At 62.2% G+C, this 17,337-nt stretch carries 16 protein-coding genes; 9 read left to right on the top strand and 7 right to left on the bottom strand.

The window, feature by feature from the left end:
• Positions 1-2: 2 nt before the first annotated feature.
• Positions 3-1,889 (bottom strand): monovalent cation:proton antiporter-2 (CPA2) family protein, encoded by a 1,887-nt coding sequence (locus ACFOZ5_RS01905; RefSeq protein WP_379885034.1) that lies wholly within the window; start codon positions 1,887-1,889, stop codon positions 3-5.
• A gap of 155 nt (positions 1,890-2,044) precedes the next feature.
• Between ACFOZ5_RS01905 and ACFOZ5_RS01900 the strand changes: the two genes are divergently transcribed.
• Positions 2,045-2,740: a class I SAM-dependent methyltransferase gene (locus ACFOZ5_RS01900; protein ID WP_379885033.1), complete on the top strand. Its 696-nt coding sequence runs from the start codon at positions 2,045-2,047 to the stop codon at positions 2,738-2,740.
• Here the strand turns inward: ACFOZ5_RS01900 and gcvA are convergent.
• Positions 2,720-3,634 (bottom strand): transcriptional regulator GcvA, encoded by a 915-nt coding sequence (gene gcvA / locus ACFOZ5_RS01895; RefSeq protein WP_379885032.1) that lies wholly within the window; start codon positions 3,632-3,634, stop codon positions 2,720-2,722. The genes ACFOZ5_RS01900 and gcvA overlap by 21 nt on opposite strands.
• 120 nt (positions 3,635-3,754) lie before the next feature.
• On the opposite strand from gcvA, the gene ACFOZ5_RS01890 reads away from it, so the two are divergent.
• Complete coding sequence (locus ACFOZ5_RS01890) at positions 3,755-4,456, top strand: FMN-dependent NADH-azoreductase (RefSeq protein ID WP_379885031.1); 702 nt, start codon at positions 3,755-3,757, stop codon at positions 4,454-4,456.
• Between the two features lie 65 nt (positions 4,457-4,521).
• On the opposite strand, the gene ACFOZ5_RS01885 is transcribed toward ACFOZ5_RS01890, so the two are convergent.
• Positions 4,522-5,475 carry a helix-turn-helix transcriptional regulator gene (locus tag ACFOZ5_RS01885; protein WP_379885030.1) on the bottom strand — a complete coding sequence of 318 codons (954 nt, stop codon included), beginning with the start codon at positions 5,473-5,475 and terminating at the stop codon, positions 4,522-4,524.
• 132 nt (positions 5,476-5,607) lie between these two features.
• On the opposite strand from ACFOZ5_RS01885, the gene ACFOZ5_RS01880 reads away from it, so the two are divergent.
• The 5 genes from ACFOZ5_RS01880 to ACFOZ5_RS01860 all read left to right on the top strand — a co-directional run bounded on the left by ACFOZ5_RS01880 (position 5,608) and on the right by ACFOZ5_RS01860 (position 8,667).
• The gene (locus ACFOZ5_RS01880) at positions 5,608-6,243 is read left to right on the top strand and encodes a glutathione S-transferase family protein (RefSeq protein WP_379885029.1); all 636 of its coding nucleotides are present in this window, start codon (positions 5,608-5,610) and stop codon (positions 6,241-6,243) included.
• Positions 6,244-6,382: 139 nt separating this feature from the next.
• Positions 6,383-6,706: a helix-turn-helix domain-containing protein gene (locus ACFOZ5_RS01875; protein WP_379885028.1), complete on the top strand. Its 324-nt coding sequence runs from the start codon at positions 6,383-6,385 to the stop codon at positions 6,704-6,706.
• 99 nt (positions 6,707-6,805) lie between these two features.
• Positions 6,806-7,534: an SGNH/GDSL hydrolase family protein gene (locus tag ACFOZ5_RS01870; protein ID WP_379885027.1), complete on the top strand. Its 729-nt coding sequence runs from the start codon at positions 6,806-6,808 to the stop codon at positions 7,532-7,534.
• An 82-nt stretch (positions 7,535-7,616) separates the two neighbouring features.
• Positions 7,617-8,144: a hypothetical protein gene (locus ACFOZ5_RS01865; protein WP_379885026.1), complete on the top strand. Its 528-nt coding sequence runs from the start codon at positions 7,617-7,619 to the stop codon at positions 8,142-8,144.
• A gap of 31 nt (positions 8,145-8,175) precedes the next feature.
• On the top strand, positions 8,176-8,667 hold the full coding sequence (locus tag ACFOZ5_RS01860; protein WP_379885025.1) for a gamma-glutamylcyclotransferase family protein: 492 nt from the start codon (positions 8,176-8,178) through the stop codon (positions 8,665-8,667).
• A gap of 14 nt (positions 8,668-8,681) precedes the next feature.
• Here the strand turns inward: ACFOZ5_RS01860 and ACFOZ5_RS01855 are convergent, their stop codons facing one another.
• Complete coding sequence (locus tag ACFOZ5_RS01855) at positions 8,682-9,965, bottom strand: NAD(P)/FAD-dependent oxidoreductase (RefSeq protein ID WP_379885024.1); 1,284 nt, start codon at positions 9,963-9,965, stop codon at positions 8,682-8,684.
• Positions 9,966-10,132: 167 nt separating this feature from the next.
• Here ACFOZ5_RS01855 and ACFOZ5_RS01850 point away from each other — a divergent pair, with 167 nt between their 5' ends.
• The gene (locus ACFOZ5_RS01850; RefSeq protein ID WP_379885023.1) at positions 10,133-11,668 is read left to right on the top strand and encodes an aldehyde dehydrogenase; all 1,536 of its coding nucleotides are present in this window, start codon (positions 10,133-10,135) and stop codon (positions 11,666-11,668) included.
• Between the two features lie 62 nt (positions 11,669-11,730).
• Here the strand turns inward: ACFOZ5_RS01850 and ACFOZ5_RS01845 are convergent, their stop codons facing one another.
• Positions 11,731-13,095 (bottom strand): glutamine synthetase family protein, encoded by a 1,365-nt coding sequence (locus tag ACFOZ5_RS01845; protein ID WP_379885022.1) that lies wholly within the window; start codon positions 13,093-13,095, stop codon positions 11,731-11,733.
• Positions 13,096-13,316: 221 nt separating this feature from the next.
• On the opposite strand from ACFOZ5_RS01845, the gene ACFOZ5_RS01840 reads away from it, so the two are divergent.
• Positions 13,317-14,156, top strand: coding sequence for a gamma-glutamyl-gamma-aminobutyrate hydrolase family protein (locus ACFOZ5_RS01840; RefSeq protein ID WP_379885021.1), 840 nt, complete (start codon positions 13,317-13,319; stop codon positions 14,154-14,156).
• 20 nt (positions 14,157-14,176) lie between these two features.
• Here the strand turns inward: ACFOZ5_RS01840 and ACFOZ5_RS01835 are convergent, their stop codons facing one another.
• Together ACFOZ5_RS01835 and ACFOZ5_RS01830 are read right to left on the bottom strand one after the other, a co-directional pair.
• Positions 14,177-15,868, bottom strand: a complete 1,692-nt coding sequence (locus tag ACFOZ5_RS01835; RefSeq protein WP_379885020.1) for a DUF3592 domain-containing protein — start codon at positions 15,866-15,868, stop codon at positions 14,177-14,179.
• 196 nt (positions 15,869-16,064) lie between these two features.
• Positions 16,065-17,279, bottom strand: a complete 1,215-nt coding sequence (locus ACFOZ5_RS01830; protein WP_379885019.1) for an FAD-dependent oxidoreductase — start codon at positions 17,277-17,279, stop codon at positions 16,065-16,067.
• Positions 17,280-17,337 lie beyond the last annotated feature (58 nt).

Here is a 17,337-nt window from a genome sequence, read left to right as displayed (position 1 = left end):
GATCAATCCTCCCTGGGTGGGGTCCAGATGGGAACATCCTCCCGGCTGGGCTCATCCCAGTCGCTCTGCATCACACCGCTCAGGGTTTCCTCGAGTTTCATGAACAGTTCACCGTAGCGGGAGCTGAAATGGATACCGGATTCAATGTCCTTCCAGGCTTCGTAGAGGTCGTCATCGTGGGCCTCCTCGTTCTGCTGGAACGCCCAGGTCATCTGCCGTGAACGCAGCGGGTGCACCCCGAGGGCCGTCATGGCGTGGCCGCCCATTTCCAGGGCGGAATGGTAGGTCTCCCGGACCACATCATCCGCGCCGGCCTGCCGCAGCCGGTAACCGTGCCCCCGGTCGAAGGCCCGGGCCAGGACCCAGACTCCGGGATAGAACTGCTTGACGTGCTCTACCATCCTGACCGAGCGTTCGCGGTCATCGATGGCCACCACCAGCAAACGGGCCTGGGCGATGCCCGCCGTCTCCAGCAAGTCTGTCCGGCTGGCATCGCCAAAATAGCTGCGGATGCCAATCCGCCGGACATTCTCGATCTGTTCGATTTCATGGTCCAGCACCACGGCGGCAATGTTATTGGCCCGCAATAGGCGGCAGACAATCTGACCGAAGCGGCCCACCCCAGCGACGATCACCGGCGCGTGTTCGTCGATGGCGTCCGCCTCACGCTCGTCATTGGTGGTACGACGATACCGGGGCAGCACCACCCGCTCGTAAAGGATAAACAATACCGGGGTCAGGAACATGGATAACGCCACCACCAGGGACAGGATCTTGGCCAGGTCCGGTGGCACCACTGAGTTCTGTACGCTGTAGGTCAGCAACACGAAACCGAATTCACCGGCCTGGGCCAGACCCAGGGTGAACAGCCAGCCATTGCTGCCGCGAATGCGGAACAGCAGCGCCAGTATCAACAGAACCAGGGCTTTCACCGCGATGACCGCCGCCCCCAGCGCGAGCACCAGCCCCCACTGTTCCGACAGCACGGCAAAGTCGATACCGGCCCCAACCGTGATAAAAAACAACCCCAGCAACAGCCCCTTGAAGGGCTCGATATTGGCTTCCAGCTCATGGCGGAACTCGCTGTTGGCCAGCACCAGGCCAGCGAGGAACGCCCCCAGCGCCGGCGACAGGTTCACCAGGCTCATCAGTGCGGCGATGCCGATCACCAGCATCAGGGCCGTAGCGGTGAATACCTCCCGCAATCTTGACTGCAACACATAGCGGAACAGGGGCCGGCTGAGGTAGTAGCCGCCCACAATCACCCCGACGATCGCCGCAATAACCACCAGCCCGTGGGCCCAGGCCGGCAGATGAGCCACTAGGCTGACATTGCTCCCGTGCGCCTCCGTCCCGGCCCCGGTACCGACCAGCTCCGGTAACGCCAGCAACGGTATCAGGGCAAGGATCGGGATCACGGCCACATCCTGGAACAGCAGCACCGAGAAGGCACTGCGACCGCCCTCGGATCGGGCCAGGCCCTTTTCATTAAGGGTCTGCAACACGATAGCCGTGGACGACAGCGCGAAGATGAACCCCACCGCCAGGGCCGTCTGCCAGACCAGACCGGCCCACAACCCGATGGCCATCCCGGCAGCGGCGGTCAGGCCCACCTGCAGACCACCCAACCCCAACAGCTTGCTCTTTTCTGCCCACAGCGCCTTCGGGTCCAGTTCCATGCCCACCAGGAACAGCATCATCACCACGCCAAACTCGGCGAAATGCTGGATGGTGGTGGTCTCCTGCCCCACCAGCCCCATCACCGGCCCGATGGCGACGCCGGCCACCAGATAGCCGAGCACCGACCCCAGCCCGAAGCGGGTCGCCAGGGGCACGGCGATAACGGCGGCAATCAGGTAGATAAAGGCCTGGATGAAGTAGGCGGTCATGGGTGCTCCTGCTATCGATCACATGTCGATGGTGGCCCGTTGCTTTCTGGCGGCCAATGGCGAACTGAACTCTGTGTCGATACTATACATTGTCTTCGGAGATGAACTTCTGCTGTCCGGTTTCCGTCCTCCATTCCCAACCAATGGTCGTTCCAATGGCTCTCGACCCTGAAGACCCCATCGCTCAAAGCTGGACCACCAATGCCGACGCCTGGACTCAGGCTGTACGCGACGGATCCATCGAGAGCCGGGAGCGGGTGACGAACCAGGCCATTGTCGATTCGGTGCTGCAGCACAACCCTGCAACGGTTCTTGACCTGGGTTGCGGCGAAGGCTGGCTGGTGCGGGCGTTGGCGGGGCAAGGCGTTCGCGCTACCGGGGTGGATGGTTCTCCAGGGCTGGTGGATGCGGCACGGGCGGCCGGGGGCGGCGATTTTGTAGAGGGCAGCTATCAGGATCTGGTGGACTGTACGGGGCTTGTGGGCGGCCCATTCGACGTGATCGTGGCTAACTTTGCCCTGCTGCAGGAGCACCTTTCGACCCTGCTGAACGCCCTGCACGACCTGTTAAAGCCGCAGGGCCGGTTGATCATTCAGACGGTAAACCCCGCCGGTGTGGACCGACCGGACCAGGAAGGCTGGCGCGAGGAGGACTTCCGCAACTTTCCGGGGAGCTGGCAGGCCATGCCCTGGTACTACCGGTCATTGGACGGGTGGCGACGACTGCTCGGTGACTGTGGATACCGGGTGGCGAACATCCACGCACCGGTACACCCGGACAGCCGGCAGCCACTTTCTCTGATCCTGACTGCCCAGGCGCGGGAGCACGGATCAGACCCGCTCAGGGGATAGCGGGCACAACCCACCCGGCACCGCCATCACCCAGTCCCGGACGGCTCGAATAATGGGATCGTCCTGGCGGCTCTCCGGGTACACCAGATAGAAGGGTTTGCCCGCCAGTTCCGGCCCGAACGGCTGTACCAGCCGGCCCTCATTCAACTCATCCTCAAGCAGCTCGCGACCCAGTAACGCCACCCCCTGGCCACCGACCGCGGCCGAAACAGCGTGGGTCTCATCCGAGAACACCAGCCCTGCAGTCACGTCCAGCCCTGGCACCCTGGCCTGCTTCTGCCAGCTGGACCAGTCCAGTGGTGTGAGCGGTATGTCTTGTGGGCGGAAGTGAATCAGCGTGTGATTGGGTAGATCAGCCACATCCGTCAGGTTCAGGTGCGGGCTGCAAACGGGCACGAAGGTATTGTCGATCAGCTTCTCCGCCACCAGTCCGGGCCAACGGCCGTCGCCATAGCGGATGGCCAGGTCTGCTGTTATGCCATCCAGCGCCACCGACTCGTGAGTGGCGTGAATACGCAGGTCAATCTCCGGATTCTTGTCCCGCAGCATACACACCCATGGAAGCAGCCAGCGCACGGCAATGGCCGGCGTGGTGGATAAGGTGACGCTGTTACGTCGGGGGGCGGTGGTCAGTCTGTCGACGGCGTTGGCGATATTGTCGAAGGCCGCCCCCAGCACTTCCTGCAATTCCCGGCCCTGGGACGTGAGTTCCAGTTGTCGGGGCTTACGCACGAACAGGGCAAGGCCCAAAGCCTCTTCCAGCCCCCGGATCTGGTGACTGATGGCCGTGGCGGTCACTGACAGCTCCTGGGCCGCCTGTTTGGCGCTTTCATGGCGGGCGGCGGCTTCGAAGGAACGAAGTGCGGAAAGCGAGGGGAGTCGGCGCGGGCTCATGGATGAATCCAGTTCATGCTAATGGGAAAGAAATGATCGTTTGTCGCTCCATGAAGTATGGCGATACGCTGAATTCGCTGTCAATCACAGATGAATTCAAGTTACCAGAAGGAGCCTGACATGACCCATATCCTGCGACTGGACGCCAGCGCCCGCCCCGGCCTTGCCGACAAAGACGAGCATGGCTCCCACAGCCGTGCCCTCACCCATCAATTTGTGACCCAATGGCGTTACCACCGCCCGGAGGACACGGTTACCCACCGGGACATCGGCCTGACGCCACCGACTTTCGTCAGCCATAACTGGATTGCCTCGGCTTTCACCCCGCCGGAGCATCAGGAACCCTGGATGACGGAGTTCCTTGAGGAGAGCGACCAGCTCATCGATGAACTGGTGGCTGCCGATATCCTGGTGTTTGGTGCGCCGCTTTATAACTTTGGCATGCCTGCGGCCCTGAAGGCCTGGGTGGACCAGGTAGTGCGCCTGGGCCGGACCGTGGACTACGACCCCACCACGCCGGAGGACCCATTCACACCGCTGCTGGCAGACCGGCCCCGTCACGCGGTGATTCTCTCATCCAGGGGCGGGGCGGGTTTCGGGCCCGGCGGCGAGCTGGCCCACCTGAATCACCTGGAGCCGGGGCTGGCCACGGTGCTGGAGTTTATTGGCGTCACCAATATCCATTACATCGCCATCGAAAACCAGGAAGCCGGCGGGGAATTGCTGGCGGCCTCAGTGGCGGAAGCGGAACGGCAGGTGAACTCACTGGTGGAGGAACTACAGGCAAGTTTGCGGACCACGCGAACAGCAGAACCGGCCTGACGACAGTGCCGGGCGCCGGTTGATTCCCGGTGCCCGGTCTTTTGCCTCCTTTCAGCCGTTAGCCGTCAACAGGCTTCCAACAACTGTCGCGCATGCTTGCGCAGTGCGTCCTTCATGCCATCAGGTGCCAGAATGGTAAACCGGAATGGCAACTGCGACAGCCACCAGGCAAACCACTCGAAGCTGTCGGTGTGGGTCTGCATCAGCAAGCCGTCATCATGGGTATCGAATGAACCGGCGCATTCGGGCATGAATGTGCCGAGGTCGGCCAGGGTCTTTCGGTCGGTGTGCAGCAGTATCTTTACCTCATGGGTCTGGCCCCAGGAGGACAGGCTATCCTGAAGGAACTCGGCCGGATCGAACCCCGCTGGTCGCTGGAAGGTCTCCGTCTGCGCACGCACGCCATCAATCCGGTCCAGCCGAAAGGAGCGCATGGCCTGGCGCAGGTGACAGAACCCGATGACATACCAACGCCCCTGCCGGAAGACCACGCCATAGGTATCGATGTTCCGAGCTATTACGCCGCGCTCCGGTGAATGATAGTTGAAGGTCACACGGAGGCTGTCCTCCGCCGCACTGGTCAGGGTCAGCAGGGCGTGGTCGTCCAGGCTGGGCTCGCCCCGGGGCAGGATCACCCGGGTGGTATCACGAACCCCGCGCACCCGGCGCTTGAGGTTGTCCGGCATCACCCGCTCCAGCTTGGCCTCCACCCCGGCAATGGCGGGTGCATAGGCGGCCAGCCCCAGTTGCCGGGCCGCCAGCAGCCCGAGGGCGATGGCCAGAGTTTCCTCATCGGTGAACATCATCGGCGGCAGTTTGAAACCGGCCACCAGCCGGTAGCCACCGTAGCGCCCCTGCTCGGTGGTGACGGGAATGCCCAGCTCCTCCAGCACCGAGATATAGCGCCGTACCGTGCGCCGATCCACCTGCAGGCGTTCGGCCAGCTCTGCCCCGCTGATCTGCCGGCGGGACTGCAGCAGCTCCAGCGCGGCCAATACACGCGTCGTAGGTCCCGACATGATCAGCTTCCTTTTGCGGGCCAATGATGAATTTTTCATGATCCCATTTATCTAGGACCGATTCTCTCCTATTGCCAATCTAATCTGGTTCTGCAAGCAGTAACAACCATCACCAAGGAAGAGGAAAACGTCATGTCAGAACTAACCTTTTACACCAACCCCATGTCCCGCGGTCGTGTGGTTCGCTGGATGCTCGAAGAACTGGGCATTCCCTATGACACCCGGATCCTGGATTTTGAAGGCGCCATGAAGACACCCGAATACCTCGCCATCAACCCCATGGGTAAGGTGCCGGCCATCAAGCACGGCGATACCGTGGTCACCGAGGTGGCCGCCATCTGCACCTATCTGGCCGACCAGTTCCCGGAAAAGGGCCTGGCACCGCCGGTCGATAGCCGGGAACGGGGCACTTACCACCGCTGGCTGTTCTTTATGGCAGGGCCCTATGAGATGGCCACTAGCGCCAAGGCCTATGACTGGCGCATCGATGACGACAACGTGCAGGCCGTGGGCTGTGGCCGCCTGGAAGACGTGATCCGGACGCTGGAACAGGCGCTTCAGAAAGCCCCCTACATCTGCGGTGAGCAGTTCACCGCCGCCGATGTTCTGGTGAGCAGCTACCTGTGGTGGGAAATGATGCAGAAGAACCTGCCACCCAACGAGGTGTTCCAGGACTACGTCAGCCGCATGGAGAGTCGTCCTGCTGCCAGGAAAGCGAACCAGCTGGATGATGAGTTGGTGGAACAGATGGAAATAGAGACAGCCTGATCCTCAATCCCCGGGCCCACGGTCTGCACGTTCGCCGACCGTGGGCTTAATCAGACAGAATGAAACTTATTTGTTGCCTTACTCTAAAAAAGCAACTAGTGTGTTTCTATAGCCTAAAAAGACAACACATAAGTTTCTTATGCCCTCATTACTGGAACAACTTAAACATCGACGCTTGGCATTGGGCCTGAAACAGCATGACATGATGCTGAGGGTCGGCATGTCCCGCCAGCAATATCAACGCCTGGAATCCAGGGGTAATCCACGGCTGGATACCCTGGAACTGGTCGCTGAGGGATTGAACAGCGACCTCATGCTCATCCCCCGGGAAAAACGGTCGGAGGTAATGGCAATTCTTGATGACAGGTCGCCAGCTACCGGCGACACCGCTTCATCACGTCCGGAAGAGAAGCCACTGTCGGATGATCCATGGCACGGGTTGCTTGGGGACACGGATGAGTAAGACCAACACAGTAACTACCGATGGACGAGTCCCATAAACAGACCCTCACGGTTCATTGGAGTATGCTGCACAAAGACTTTTCGTTATGAGCGATCACCCATGCACCTGCCCTTCTGGCTGACCACCGCCGGCCTCTCGCCCCTGCTGATCTACCAGGGACGAAACGCCCGTCGGAACACCATTCGGCTTCCCGAGGCCGGCGGCAATCCTTTCGGGCAATACGGTGAGGGAACGCCGGACCGGCGGGTGCTGGTGATTGGCGAATCCACCGCTGCTGGCGTTGGCGTTCAAGGCCACGACCAGGGCCTGGCCAGCCAGCTCGCCCGCCTGCTGCACGAACGCACCGGACAGACCATTGCCTGGCACACCTTCGGCATCAACGGCGCCACCCTGGCCGAACTGAACGACAAGCTGCCGCTGGAAAGCCTGCCAGACGCTGATGTGGTCCTGCTCAGCATGGGCGTCAATGACACCACCGGTTTTACACCCCGTAGCCGGTTTCGCGAGCAGCTACTGGTATTGAGACAAGCCCTGAAACACGGTTACCCGGTCCCCATACAATTGCTCAGCGTGCCACCCATGCACCTGTTTTCCGCGTTACCCTCACCACTGCGCCAGATGATGGGCTGGCGGGCACGGCAGCTGGATGGGGTGTATCAATCACTGGCCAGGCAACAGCCTGACGAATTTCTTTACCTGCGCTATGAAACAGTGACAGACACTTCACTGCTGGCGGAAGATGGCTACCACCCCGGAGAGGGCGGCTATCGGCTGATGGCAACATCCATCTTCGCTCAACTCAACGGTACTCAGCCAACTGACTCCTGATCTGTCATCAGGAAGGACAGTTGCTCCCCGCGGAAAGATTGGAGACGATCAGTTCGTCATCTGATCAAAAAGGGAGCGAACGATGATAAGAGCATTGGCCAGCAAACGGCTGGACGCCGCCGAGCGGGAACTGGGCGAATCCCATGACTATATGCGTCATATCCTCAACACCTCACTGCGGGCCTTCCTCCGGTTTGCAAAGATCTTCCCCATTTCCGATTATCGTCGCGGCCTGCCCGCGGATGCCTACCACGTTGCCCGCATCGTGGCCGCCCGTGACGAGGATTGCGGTACCTGCGTGCAGGTGGAGGTGAACCTGGGGGTTCGCGACAATGTCGCACCCGAGATATTGCAGGCGGTCATTGATCGCAGGCCGGATCAGCTTCCGGCCAACCTTCAGATTGTCTATGAGTTCGTTGGGGCACTGGTGGGTAAAACCGGCAATGACGAAGAGCTGAGGCAGGCGATCAGACGCGACTATGGCGAGGAAGGGTTGGTGGAGCTGGCCCTGGCGATCGGCGCGAGCCGATTCCTGCCCTCAGTCAAGAGAACGCTGGGTTACGGCAAGGCCTGTTCTCTGGTAGAGGTAAGGTTACCCGAACATCGCTGATAACCGTTCTGGGCCCTCTACAAGAGTAACAATGCTCTGCTTCACCTATGGCTCCAATATGTCCCGCGCGCGGCTCCAGGCCCGGGTGCCCTCGGCGCGGTTCATGGGGGTCGCGACCCTGGCAAAGCACCGGCTTCGCTTTCATAAGAAGGCCAATGATGGCTCAGCCAAGTGCGATGCCGAGGAAACCGGCAACCCGCAGGATCAGGTCATCGGTGTGATCTACGAGATCGCCGACGATGAGAAACCCGACCTGGACCGGCACGAGGCCCTGGGCCTTGGCTACGAGCAAAAGATGGTGGAACTGGAAACGGCCTGGGGCCATGCCCAGGCCTGGATGTACTACGCCACTCGTCTTACCGGAACACTCAAGCCCTATCACTGGTACAAGCAGCATGTGCTTGTCGGTGCCCGGGAAAACGGGCTACCCCCGGACTACATCGCCACCATCGAGGCGACGGAATCAATTGCCGATCCCGACCGGCAACGCCATGAACGAGAACTGTCCATCTACCGCGGGTAGTCCAGCCCCATTGCTCAAACCGCCAGCTTGTCCCGAATCGCATAATACCAGGCACCGATAGCGGTAAACGGCACCCGGAACAGGCGCCCGCCGGGGAACGGATAGTGGGGCAGGCTGGCAAAGGCGTCGAACCGGTCCGCCTGGCCCTGGATCGCCAGCGCCAGGGCCTTGCCCGCCACATGGGTGAAGGTGACGCCATGACCGGAACAGCCCTGGGAGTAGAACACATTGTCGTGCAGGCGGCCCATCTGGGGCAGCCGCGACAGGGTCAGCAGGAAGTTGCCGGTCCAGGCATAGTCCGCCTTCACATTGGCCAACTCCGGGAAAGTCTTGAGCATATTGGGCCGGAGCAGCCGTTCGATATTGGCCGGATCACGGGCGCCGTAGACCACCCCACCGCCATAGATCAGGCGCTTGTCGCCGGACAGGCGGAAGTAGTCCAGCAGGTAGTTGCAGTCCTCAACGCAGTTGTCCCGGGGCAACAGTCGTTGAGCGACCGCTTCATCCAGGGGCTCGGTGGCAATGATCTGGGAGCCGCAGGGCATGGACTTGGCACCCAGCTCCGGCACCAGACCGCCCAGGTAGGCGTTACCTGCCAGCACCACGAAACGGGCACTGACCTCACCCTCTGCGGTTTTAACGATGGCAGGCTGGCCGGGGTGCACCGCGGTGACCTCTGAATACTCATGGATCACCCCACCCAGGGACTCCAGGGCCGCCGCTTCACCCAATGCCAGGTTCAGCGGATGGATATGTCCGCCGCTGTGGTCGATGGCACCGCAAATGTACCGCTCGGTGCCGACCCGCGCGCGGATGCCGTCGCGGTCCAGCAGTTCCAGCTGGTCATGACCGAACCGGCGCCACAGGGCCTGCTGGGATTCCAGGTGTTTTTGCTGCCCTTGGTTGAGGGCGGCAAAGATTCCGCCTTCCTTGAGGTCGCACTGGATGTCGTAGTCCTGCACCCGCTGGCGGATGATCTGGCCGCCTTCAAAGGCCATGCCCGCCAGCAGGCGCAGGTGATCCGGCGTGGTCTGGCGCTCGATGGCATCCAGGTCGCGGCTGAAACTGTTGACGATCTGGCCGCCATTGCGCCCGGAGGCACCCCAGCCCACGGTGGCCGCTTCCAGCACCACGACCTTAAACCCCGCCTCGGCCAGGAACAGGGCGGTGGACAGACCGGTATAGCCAGCGCCCACCACACAGACATCGGCTTCGCAGTGACCCTGCAGCGACGGTCGCACCGGCGCGGGATTGGCGGAAGCGGCATAGTAGGAAGGAACCGGGGGATACTGGGTCATGGATAGCGCCATCAAGGTCAGGAGGTGCAGCTGCAGGCGCGGCTGTCAGGCCAGTCTATGTCAGCGCCCGCGTCCCGGGAAGACACGTTCTTTTACCTATAGCGGGCCACCCCGGGAAAGCTGATAGTGCGCTGTTATTGGCCGATTCCATTGCCTGCGAGGCATCCATGTCCGAACTTCCCACGCTTTCCACACCAATCAGCATCGCTACACCGACCTCTCAGGCGGAGTGGCAATCCCTGGCCGATCAACTTTCCATTGAAGGCCGGGCCTATATCAACGGCGTTTACCAGTGGGCCGGTGAAGGCGAGACCTTCCCTTGTGTCAGCCCGGTGGATGGTCGTGAACTGCTCCAGGTGGCCAGTTGTGGACCGGCCGACGCCGACCAGGCCGTCATCGCCGCCCGCAGTGCCTTTGAGCAGGGGATCTGGAGCCGGTTACCGCCCACCAAGCGCAAGCGTGTGCTGATCCGCTTCGCCGAACTGATGGAGAAACATGGCGACGAACTGGCCCTGCTGGAAACCCTGGACATGGGCAAGCCCATCAACCACGCCCGCACCATCGATGTGCCTGCCACGGCCCGGGCCATCCGCTGGACCGCCGAAGCCATCGACAAGGTCTACGGTGAGCTGGCGGCCACCCCCCATGACCAGATCGGCATGATCTCCCGGGAGCCCATGGGGGTGGTGGCCGCTATCGTGCCCTGGAACTTCCCCATGATCATGGCGTCCTGGAAGATTGCGCCGGCCCTGGCCACCGGCAACTCGGTGATCCTCAAGCCGTCGGAGAAATCGCCCCTGACCGCCATACGTCTCGCGGCATTGGCGGAAGAGGCTGGTATTCCGCCGGGCGTGTTCAACGTGTTGCCCGGGTACGGCCACACTGTGGGCAAGGCCCTGGCGCTGCATATGGACGTGGACTGCCTGGTATTCACCGGCTCCACCAACGTGGCCAAGCAACTGATGATCTATGCCGGCCAGTCCAACATGAAGCGGGTGTGGCTGGAGGCCGGTGGCAAGAGCCCGAACATTGTCTTCGCCGACGCCCCGGACCTGAAGAAAGCCGCCGCCGAGGCGGCGGGCGCCATTGCCTTCAACCAGGGTGAGGTATGCACCGCTGGCAGCCGCCTGCTGGTGGAGGAGAGCGTACGCAGCGAGTTCATTGCTCTGGTCTGCGACGCCCTGACAACCTGGCGCCCGGGCCACCCGCTGGATCCGGCCACCACCTGCGGTGCCATCGTTGACCAGGCCCAGCTGGACCGCATCATCGACTACATCAACATCGGCCAGGCCGAGGGCGCAAGGCTGGTACAGGGCGGCAAGCGCTTGATGGAAGACACCGGTGGCCTGTTTGTCGAGCCTACGGTCTTTGACGGCGTGCTGAACCCCATGCGCATTGCCACGGAGGAGATCTTCGGGCCGGTGCTGTCGGTGATCGGCTTCCATACCGCCGACGAAGCCATCGCCATTGCCAACGACTCCATCTATGGGCTGGCGGCTGCGGTATGGACGGCCAACCTCAATACCGCCCACAAGGTGGCCAAAGCCCTGCGGGCGGGCAGCGTGTGGATCAACCATTACGACGGCGGCGATATGACCGCGCCCTTTGGCGGCTTCAAGCAGTCCGGCAACGGTCGTGACAAGTCCCTGCACGCCTTTGATAAGTACACCGAACTCAAGGCGACCTGGATCGCTTTGGACTAACCTCCGGTGGATACAAAAACGGCGCCCTCGTGGCGCCGTTTTTCTTTATGGTGTAACTTTCGTCAGACCGTGTGAAGGTACCAGAGATATTCCAGGTCCGAGATGGTCATCTCGAACTCAGTCAACTCATGTTCCTTGCAGGCCACAAACACGTCCAGGAAGTCGCGGCCCAGGTACTCTTCCATCACCGGCGACTGCCCCAGCTCCCGCAGCGCATCCCGCAGGTTGTTCACCAGGCTGGCCTCGTGCTGCTCATGGGCGTTGCCCACGGTCATGGGCGGTGGCTCGATGCGGTTGGTGATGCCGTAGTGGATGCCCGCCAGTACCGCCGCCATCAGCAGGTAGGGGTTGGCGTCGGCGCCGGCCACCCGGTGCTCAATGCGCAGGGCCTCCGGGTCGCCACCGGGCAGACGCAGGGAAGCGGTGCGGTTGTCCACGCCCCAGGTCGGCGCGCTGGGCACGTAGTATTCCGGGCTGAACCGGCGATAGGAGTTGATGTTGGGGCAGAACAGGGCCATGGCATCGTTCATTGTCGCCACCAGCCCGCCAACGGCCCACCGCAGCATGTCGTTGGGCTGCTCGGCATCCCCCGCAAAGACGTTGTGACCGTCCTTGTCCACCAGGCTCACGTGCAGGTGCATGCCGCTGCCGGCCTGGTTGTGGTAGGGCTTGGCCATGAAGGTGGTGTCCATCTCATGGTCGTAGGCCACGTTCTTGATCAGGCGCTTGAGCAGGGTGGCGTGGTCGCAGGCCCGCACCGCGTCATTGACGTAATGCAGGTTCACCTCGAACTGGCCGGGGGCGGATTCGGCCACCAGCGCGTCGGCGGGCAATTCCTGCTCATGGGCCGCATCCAGCACGTCCGCCAGCAGCTCCGCGTACTCGTCCAGGTCATCGATGGAATAGGCCTGGGTGCCCGCCGGGCGCTTGCCGGAAATGGGCGACTTGGGCGGCTGGGGCCGGCCCGCCAGGTTCTCCTGGTCAATCAGGTAGAACTCCATCTCATAGGCGGCCACCGGGGTCAGGCCCAGGTCGGCGAAGCGCTTGACGATGTTCTGCAGAACGACTCTCGGATCGGCGAAAAAGGGCGTCTCCCGGTCCAGCTCGAACATGGTCAGCAACAGCTGCGCCGTGGGCCGCTTTTGCCAGGGTTCCATGGTGAGGGTGGCATCGATAGGCAGGCAGACCCGGTCGGCCTCGCCAATGTCGAGGCCCAGGCCGGTTTCCTCCACCGTGGTGCCCTGGATATTCAGGGCAAAGATCGACGCCGGCAGGGCAATGCCCCGCTCAAATACCTTGGTAAGGGTCGATGGATCCACCCGTTTGCCGCGAACAATACCGTTGATATCCGGAATCAGCAGGTCGACAAACTGCAGCTCGGGGTGCGCCTGAAGGAAGGCGTCGACGCTCGCAAAACCAGAACCCATAGGAAAGCCTTTCGGAACTTACACTCAACCCGTGCAGAAGGACCGGCACAGGCGTGTCTCAGCGTCCTTTATCCTGTTTTCCGGGTGCATTTGCAAGATACGCACATGCCGTAGCGGCGGGCAATTGAAATCGCTGGCGCGGAGGGTCGCCCCATGCTAGAAATTGCGCAATTCCTGACCAGGCCGGGCGGCGCTGGCAATTTGCCTCAAGGAGGCACCGATTGAACACAACGAACTCCCCTGACACCCCCTGCTATCCGCTGATTGGCATCAGCGCCTGTAGCCAGCACAGCGATGGTGAGCACCCGATTTTTACCTTCGGTGAGAAGTACAGCCGTGCCGTGAGCGAGGGCGCCGGCGGGCTGCCGGTGGCCATCCCGGCCCTGGGGGCGGGGCTACCGCTGCAACAGCTGGTGGAACGGCTGGACGGCCTCCTGCTCACTGGATCACCCTCCAATATCGAGCCCCACCATTACCGGGACGAAGGCAGTGAACCGGGCACAGCCCACGACCCCAAACGGGACGCCACCACCCTGCCCCTGATCCGCGCGGCGGTGGCTGCCGGTGTGCCCGTGCTGGGCATCTGCCGCGGGTTCCAGGAAATGAACGTGGCCATGGGGGGCACCCTCTACCAGAAGCTGCACACCACCGGTCGCTTCCGGGAGCACCGGGAAGACAAGACCACGACACTGGATCAGCGATATACGACAGGCCATGACATCCGCATCCAGCCGGGCGGTCGTCTGGCACAAATCTGGCCCCAGTCGGAGACGGTCTACGTCAACTCCCTGCACGAGCAGGGTGTCCGCGACCTGGCACCGGGCCTGCGGGTGGAGGCGGTTGCCGAGGATGGCCTGGTGGAGGCGTTTTCACTCATCGACGCACCGGCCTTTACCCTGGCCGTACAATGGCACCCGGAGTGGCAGTGGCACCCCTGTCACGATGTGGGGGATTTTCCGTTCTATCGGGCGTTGCTCGGGGCGTTCGGGGAGGCCTGTGCCCAGAGGGCCCGGGCCCGTGGAGTGTCACGGCAGGCGAACGGCATGGCCTCTCCGCAGTGAGCCCGGTTGCCTGAGACCTTTCAGGCCAGCCCGAGCAGTTTAACCAGACTGTCCCTGAAAGCCTCACCGGCGGGGCGCCCGACCAGTCCCTCGGCAAGACGGATGGTCTTGCCGCCATCCTCGAAAGCCAGTGCGAAATACTCCGTGGTTCGTCCACCCTGGCTTTGACTGACCCCGCTCTTCAATACCAGCTGATCGGCCGAGATCAGCTCACCCTGGCGTTTCCACAAATCCAGGCCAAGCCAGTGCCGGATCATCGTGACCCGGGTGCCCTCGATGCGAGCGGTCAGCCCGCGCCCGGCCATGAACACGCCCCCGATGGTTAATGGCACCCCGAACAGCAGAAACAGGCCGCCCATCAGATAGAGCATCGCCCCTTCCGTGGCGGCCAGATACCACAGACCCGCGCCCACGCTGGCGAAAATCAGTCCGAACACCGTGATCGACAGCTTCATACCCAGATGACGTCCGGCCCGGCTGTGTATGACCCAACCCAGGCCCATGCGCTGCATGTCCACCTGCTCCACGGCCTCTGTCAGGGCCTGTCGGCGGCCCTGCTGTTCATGATGCTGAACATGGGCCTCACTCAGCGTGACACCGGACCGCTGGCGGCCCTGGACCACAGGCAGGTCGTAGGAACGCTCCAGCGGCACTGGTTCAGTGGGGCCAATGAGCAACACCCGCCAGACCACCTGGTGCCGGCCATCACCATCCGATTCGGGAAGATCGGCAGGCGGCGTGAAGCAGAAGCTCAGCTCGGTGCCATGAGCCCGGTGGTGGGCTTCCGGTACCTGGTCCTGCTGCCACACCAGGGTTTCGTGACGACTGCTGTTCTTGCCGCTACTGATGCGGACCCGCAGGCATTGCAAGGTAACAGCCCACCCCGCATCGGCGTCCAGGCGTCGGGTGAAAGCAATGCGACCGCCAATGTCCCCGCCCAGCTGCCCGGGAGCAGGATCCATCACCAGCGGTGCCGGCCCGTAATAGCGCCAGTTCCGCCAGTTTTTCCAGGCCATATAGCCAAGCCACAGGCCAGCCAGCGGGAACAGCAACACGGCCAGGATCGGCCAGTTGCCCTTCGACAACTCGTCAGGGAGCATCAGGACCACCGGCAGACTTATCCCCAGGAAGGCGAAGGCCATGAAACCGAACAACCAGTGCCCGTATTGTGCGGACGACGAAATCGGTTGATCCCCTGTCGGCGAAGGGGCGCCTCGCCTCATTGCCAGCCACATCACGAACACACCAGCACCGGCAAACACCAGGCCGAACACGGTCATGAACAGCATCTTCCGCCAGCGCAGCTCCCGCACCAGCAGGCTTTCCGAGGGTTGTCCGGGGTTGACCCACACCTGCACGGCATTGTTGCGCCGCTGCTGCTCAAGGTGCCGCATCACCCGATGGTGGAAGTCCCCGATGTTGTCGCTACCCCGGTCATACCCGACCCGGGTTCCTTGGTACTGACGGCCACCGTACTCATACCGGTAACTGGCCCGCACGGCGTAGGTGGTGGTGCCTTCCGAATGCCGCTGTCGATCGACCCGGATCTCATCGAGAGTAGCTGGCACCTGGTCCCAGCTCGCAGTCATCCCGTGCTCAAGCAACCGGTGCGCGGGGCCGAACAGAAGCATGCCCACCCCGGGCAGGAAGAACACAAGACCAAACAGGACGGGTACTAACCGGGATTTCGGGCGGGTTCTGTTCCGGGGCACGGCGACAACTCCTCTGCCGGGATAATGATACGCACAGGTACGGATCAGAATTATGTCGCACCAGAGCCCCTGGCGCCCGGGGCTGCCTCACAACATCACACTTCAGCCGGCGTGCACCTGTTCAGCGAATACCGCCTCACCGTCGCCCTTCCTGTAGAGCGAGCGTGGCTTGATTATTCGCTTGAACTGGACGGGATCAAGCCAGCCACTTCTGCTTCCGGCCAGAAATGGTTTCCGCCATTTGCTGCCGTAACCAGGGCACCTTTTGCGATAGGGTGAGTGACAGGTCCCGTAACGGGGCCGCGCCCTTCAGGTTGGACTGGAACATGGGTGTCAGCCACCAGCTCATGCGCTGATAGAAGCGGATGGAGCCCCGGCGCTGGTCATCGAAATGCTGCCAGACGTCATCCCAGGTCCGGCTGCCGTCAACCGCCCGTGCCATGGCAACGGCATCCAGCAGGGCCATATTGGCACCCTGGCCCAGTTGGGGGCTCATGGCGTGCGCGGCGTCACCAATGACACCGATTCGCCCCCGCCCCCAGTGGGACAGCACCACATCCCGATAGGTAGCGGGCAAAAGGTCACCGGCGGAAGCGATAGACTCGATAAGCGGACCAATTTCCGGCCAGAGGTTGGTGGCCTCGCGTTTCCAGTCCTCCAGGGGAAGCTCCTCGTCCTGCCAGCGGACCATGTCGGCCACCGGCAGACTCCAGAAGAAGCTGACCATGGGCTGTCCGCCAATGCCGGGAACCGTTCCCGTCGGCAACATGCCCATCATCCGTTGGGAGCCCTGGTAGCGTTGCTGCAGCAGCGGTTTTGCAAAAGCGGCCAGCCCGTCGGTCAGTGGTCGCATCAGCCACATGGCGCCCCAGGGGTACTGGCGATCATAACGAACCAGGGATTTCGGCCTCAGGTCGCTGGCGCTGCCATTGGCCACCAGCACGCCGTCAAAGCGTTCCTGTCTGGTCTGGCCATCGCTGCGGAAGGCCACCATGGTGCCGGTTGCCGCCGACGTTACCGAAAGCACCTCGCAGCCAAAGCGTCGTTCATGTTCCAGATCTGCCAGAGCTTCATCCAACACGTGACACAGGGCAGCCCGGTGTACCCCCAGACCGGACACCGGTTCATCCAGGCCCAGATCGCGGTAGGACACATCCATGATGGCGCGTCCATCCGTGGTGCAGCCATACAGGGCATCGATGCGCTCGCCATACTGACGGATCGATTCCAGGCAACCAAGCTCCGCCATTGCGTCCAGTCCGGCGGGCTGCAACAGCAACCCGGCGCCAACAGGTGCGAGGGCGTCAGCTCGTTCGAATACCGTGATGTGATGGCCCCGACGGGCGAGGAGGATGGCCGAGGCAAGTCCGGCGGTGCCGGCGCCGATAATGGCAACGCGTTGGTGTTTCAACGGAAGTTCCTTTTTCCATAACGACATGTTTTTCTTGTAGGCAATTAAGCTACTGCAA

This window comes from Marinobacter lacisalsi (assembly GCF_042651045.1).
Classification (GTDB): Bacteria; Pseudomonadota; Gammaproteobacteria; order Pseudomonadales; family Oleiphilaceae; genus Marinobacter; species Marinobacter lacisalsi.
The sequence above is the reverse complement of the archived record's forward strand: the minus strand, read 5'-3'. Positions and strand labels throughout refer to the sequence as shown.

Coding starts and splice junctions, on each gene's coding strand:
- ACFOZ5_RS01905 (WP_379885034.1), bottom strand. CDS start 1,889: ATGACCGCCTACTTCATCCAGGCCTTTATCTACCTGATTGCCGCCGTT.
- ACFOZ5_RS01900 (WP_379885033.1), top strand. CDS start 2,045: ATGGCTCTCGACCCTGAAGACCCCATCGCTCAAAGCTGGACCACCAAT.
- gcvA (WP_379885032.1), bottom strand. CDS start 3,634: ATGAGCCCGCGCCGACTCCCCTCGCTTTCCGCACTTCGTTCCTTCGAA.
- ACFOZ5_RS01890 (WP_379885031.1), top strand. CDS start 3,755: ATGACCCATATCCTGCGACTGGACGCCAGCGCCCGCCCCGGCCTTGCC.
- ACFOZ5_RS01885 (WP_379885030.1), bottom strand. CDS start 5,475: ATGTCGGGACCTACGACGCGTGTATTGGCCGCGCTGGAGCTGCTGCAG.
- ACFOZ5_RS01880 (WP_379885029.1), top strand. CDS start 5,608: ATGTCAGAACTAACCTTTTACACCAACCCCATGTCCCGCGGTCGTGTG.
- ACFOZ5_RS01875 (WP_379885028.1), top strand. CDS start 6,383: ATGCCCTCATTACTGGAACAACTTAAACATCGACGCTTGGCATTGGGC.
- ACFOZ5_RS01870 (WP_379885027.1), top strand. CDS start 6,806: ATGCACCTGCCCTTCTGGCTGACCACCGCCGGCCTCTCGCCCCTGCTG.
- ACFOZ5_RS01865 (WP_379885026.1), top strand. CDS start 7,617: ATGATAAGAGCATTGGCCAGCAAACGGCTGGACGCCGCCGAGCGGGAA.
- ACFOZ5_RS01860 (WP_379885025.1), top strand. CDS start 8,176: ATGCTCTGCTTCACCTATGGCTCCAATATGTCCCGCGCGCGGCTCCAG.
- ACFOZ5_RS01855 (WP_379885024.1), bottom strand. CDS start 9,965: ATGACCCAGTATCCCCCGGTTCCTTCCTACTATGCCGCTTCCGCCAAT.
- ACFOZ5_RS01850 (WP_379885023.1), top strand. CDS start 10,133: ATGTCCGAACTTCCCACGCTTTCCACACCAATCAGCATCGCTACACCG.
- ACFOZ5_RS01845 (WP_379885022.1), bottom strand. CDS start 13,095: ATGGGTTCTGGTTTTGCGAGCGTCGACGCCTTCCTTCAGGCGCACCCC.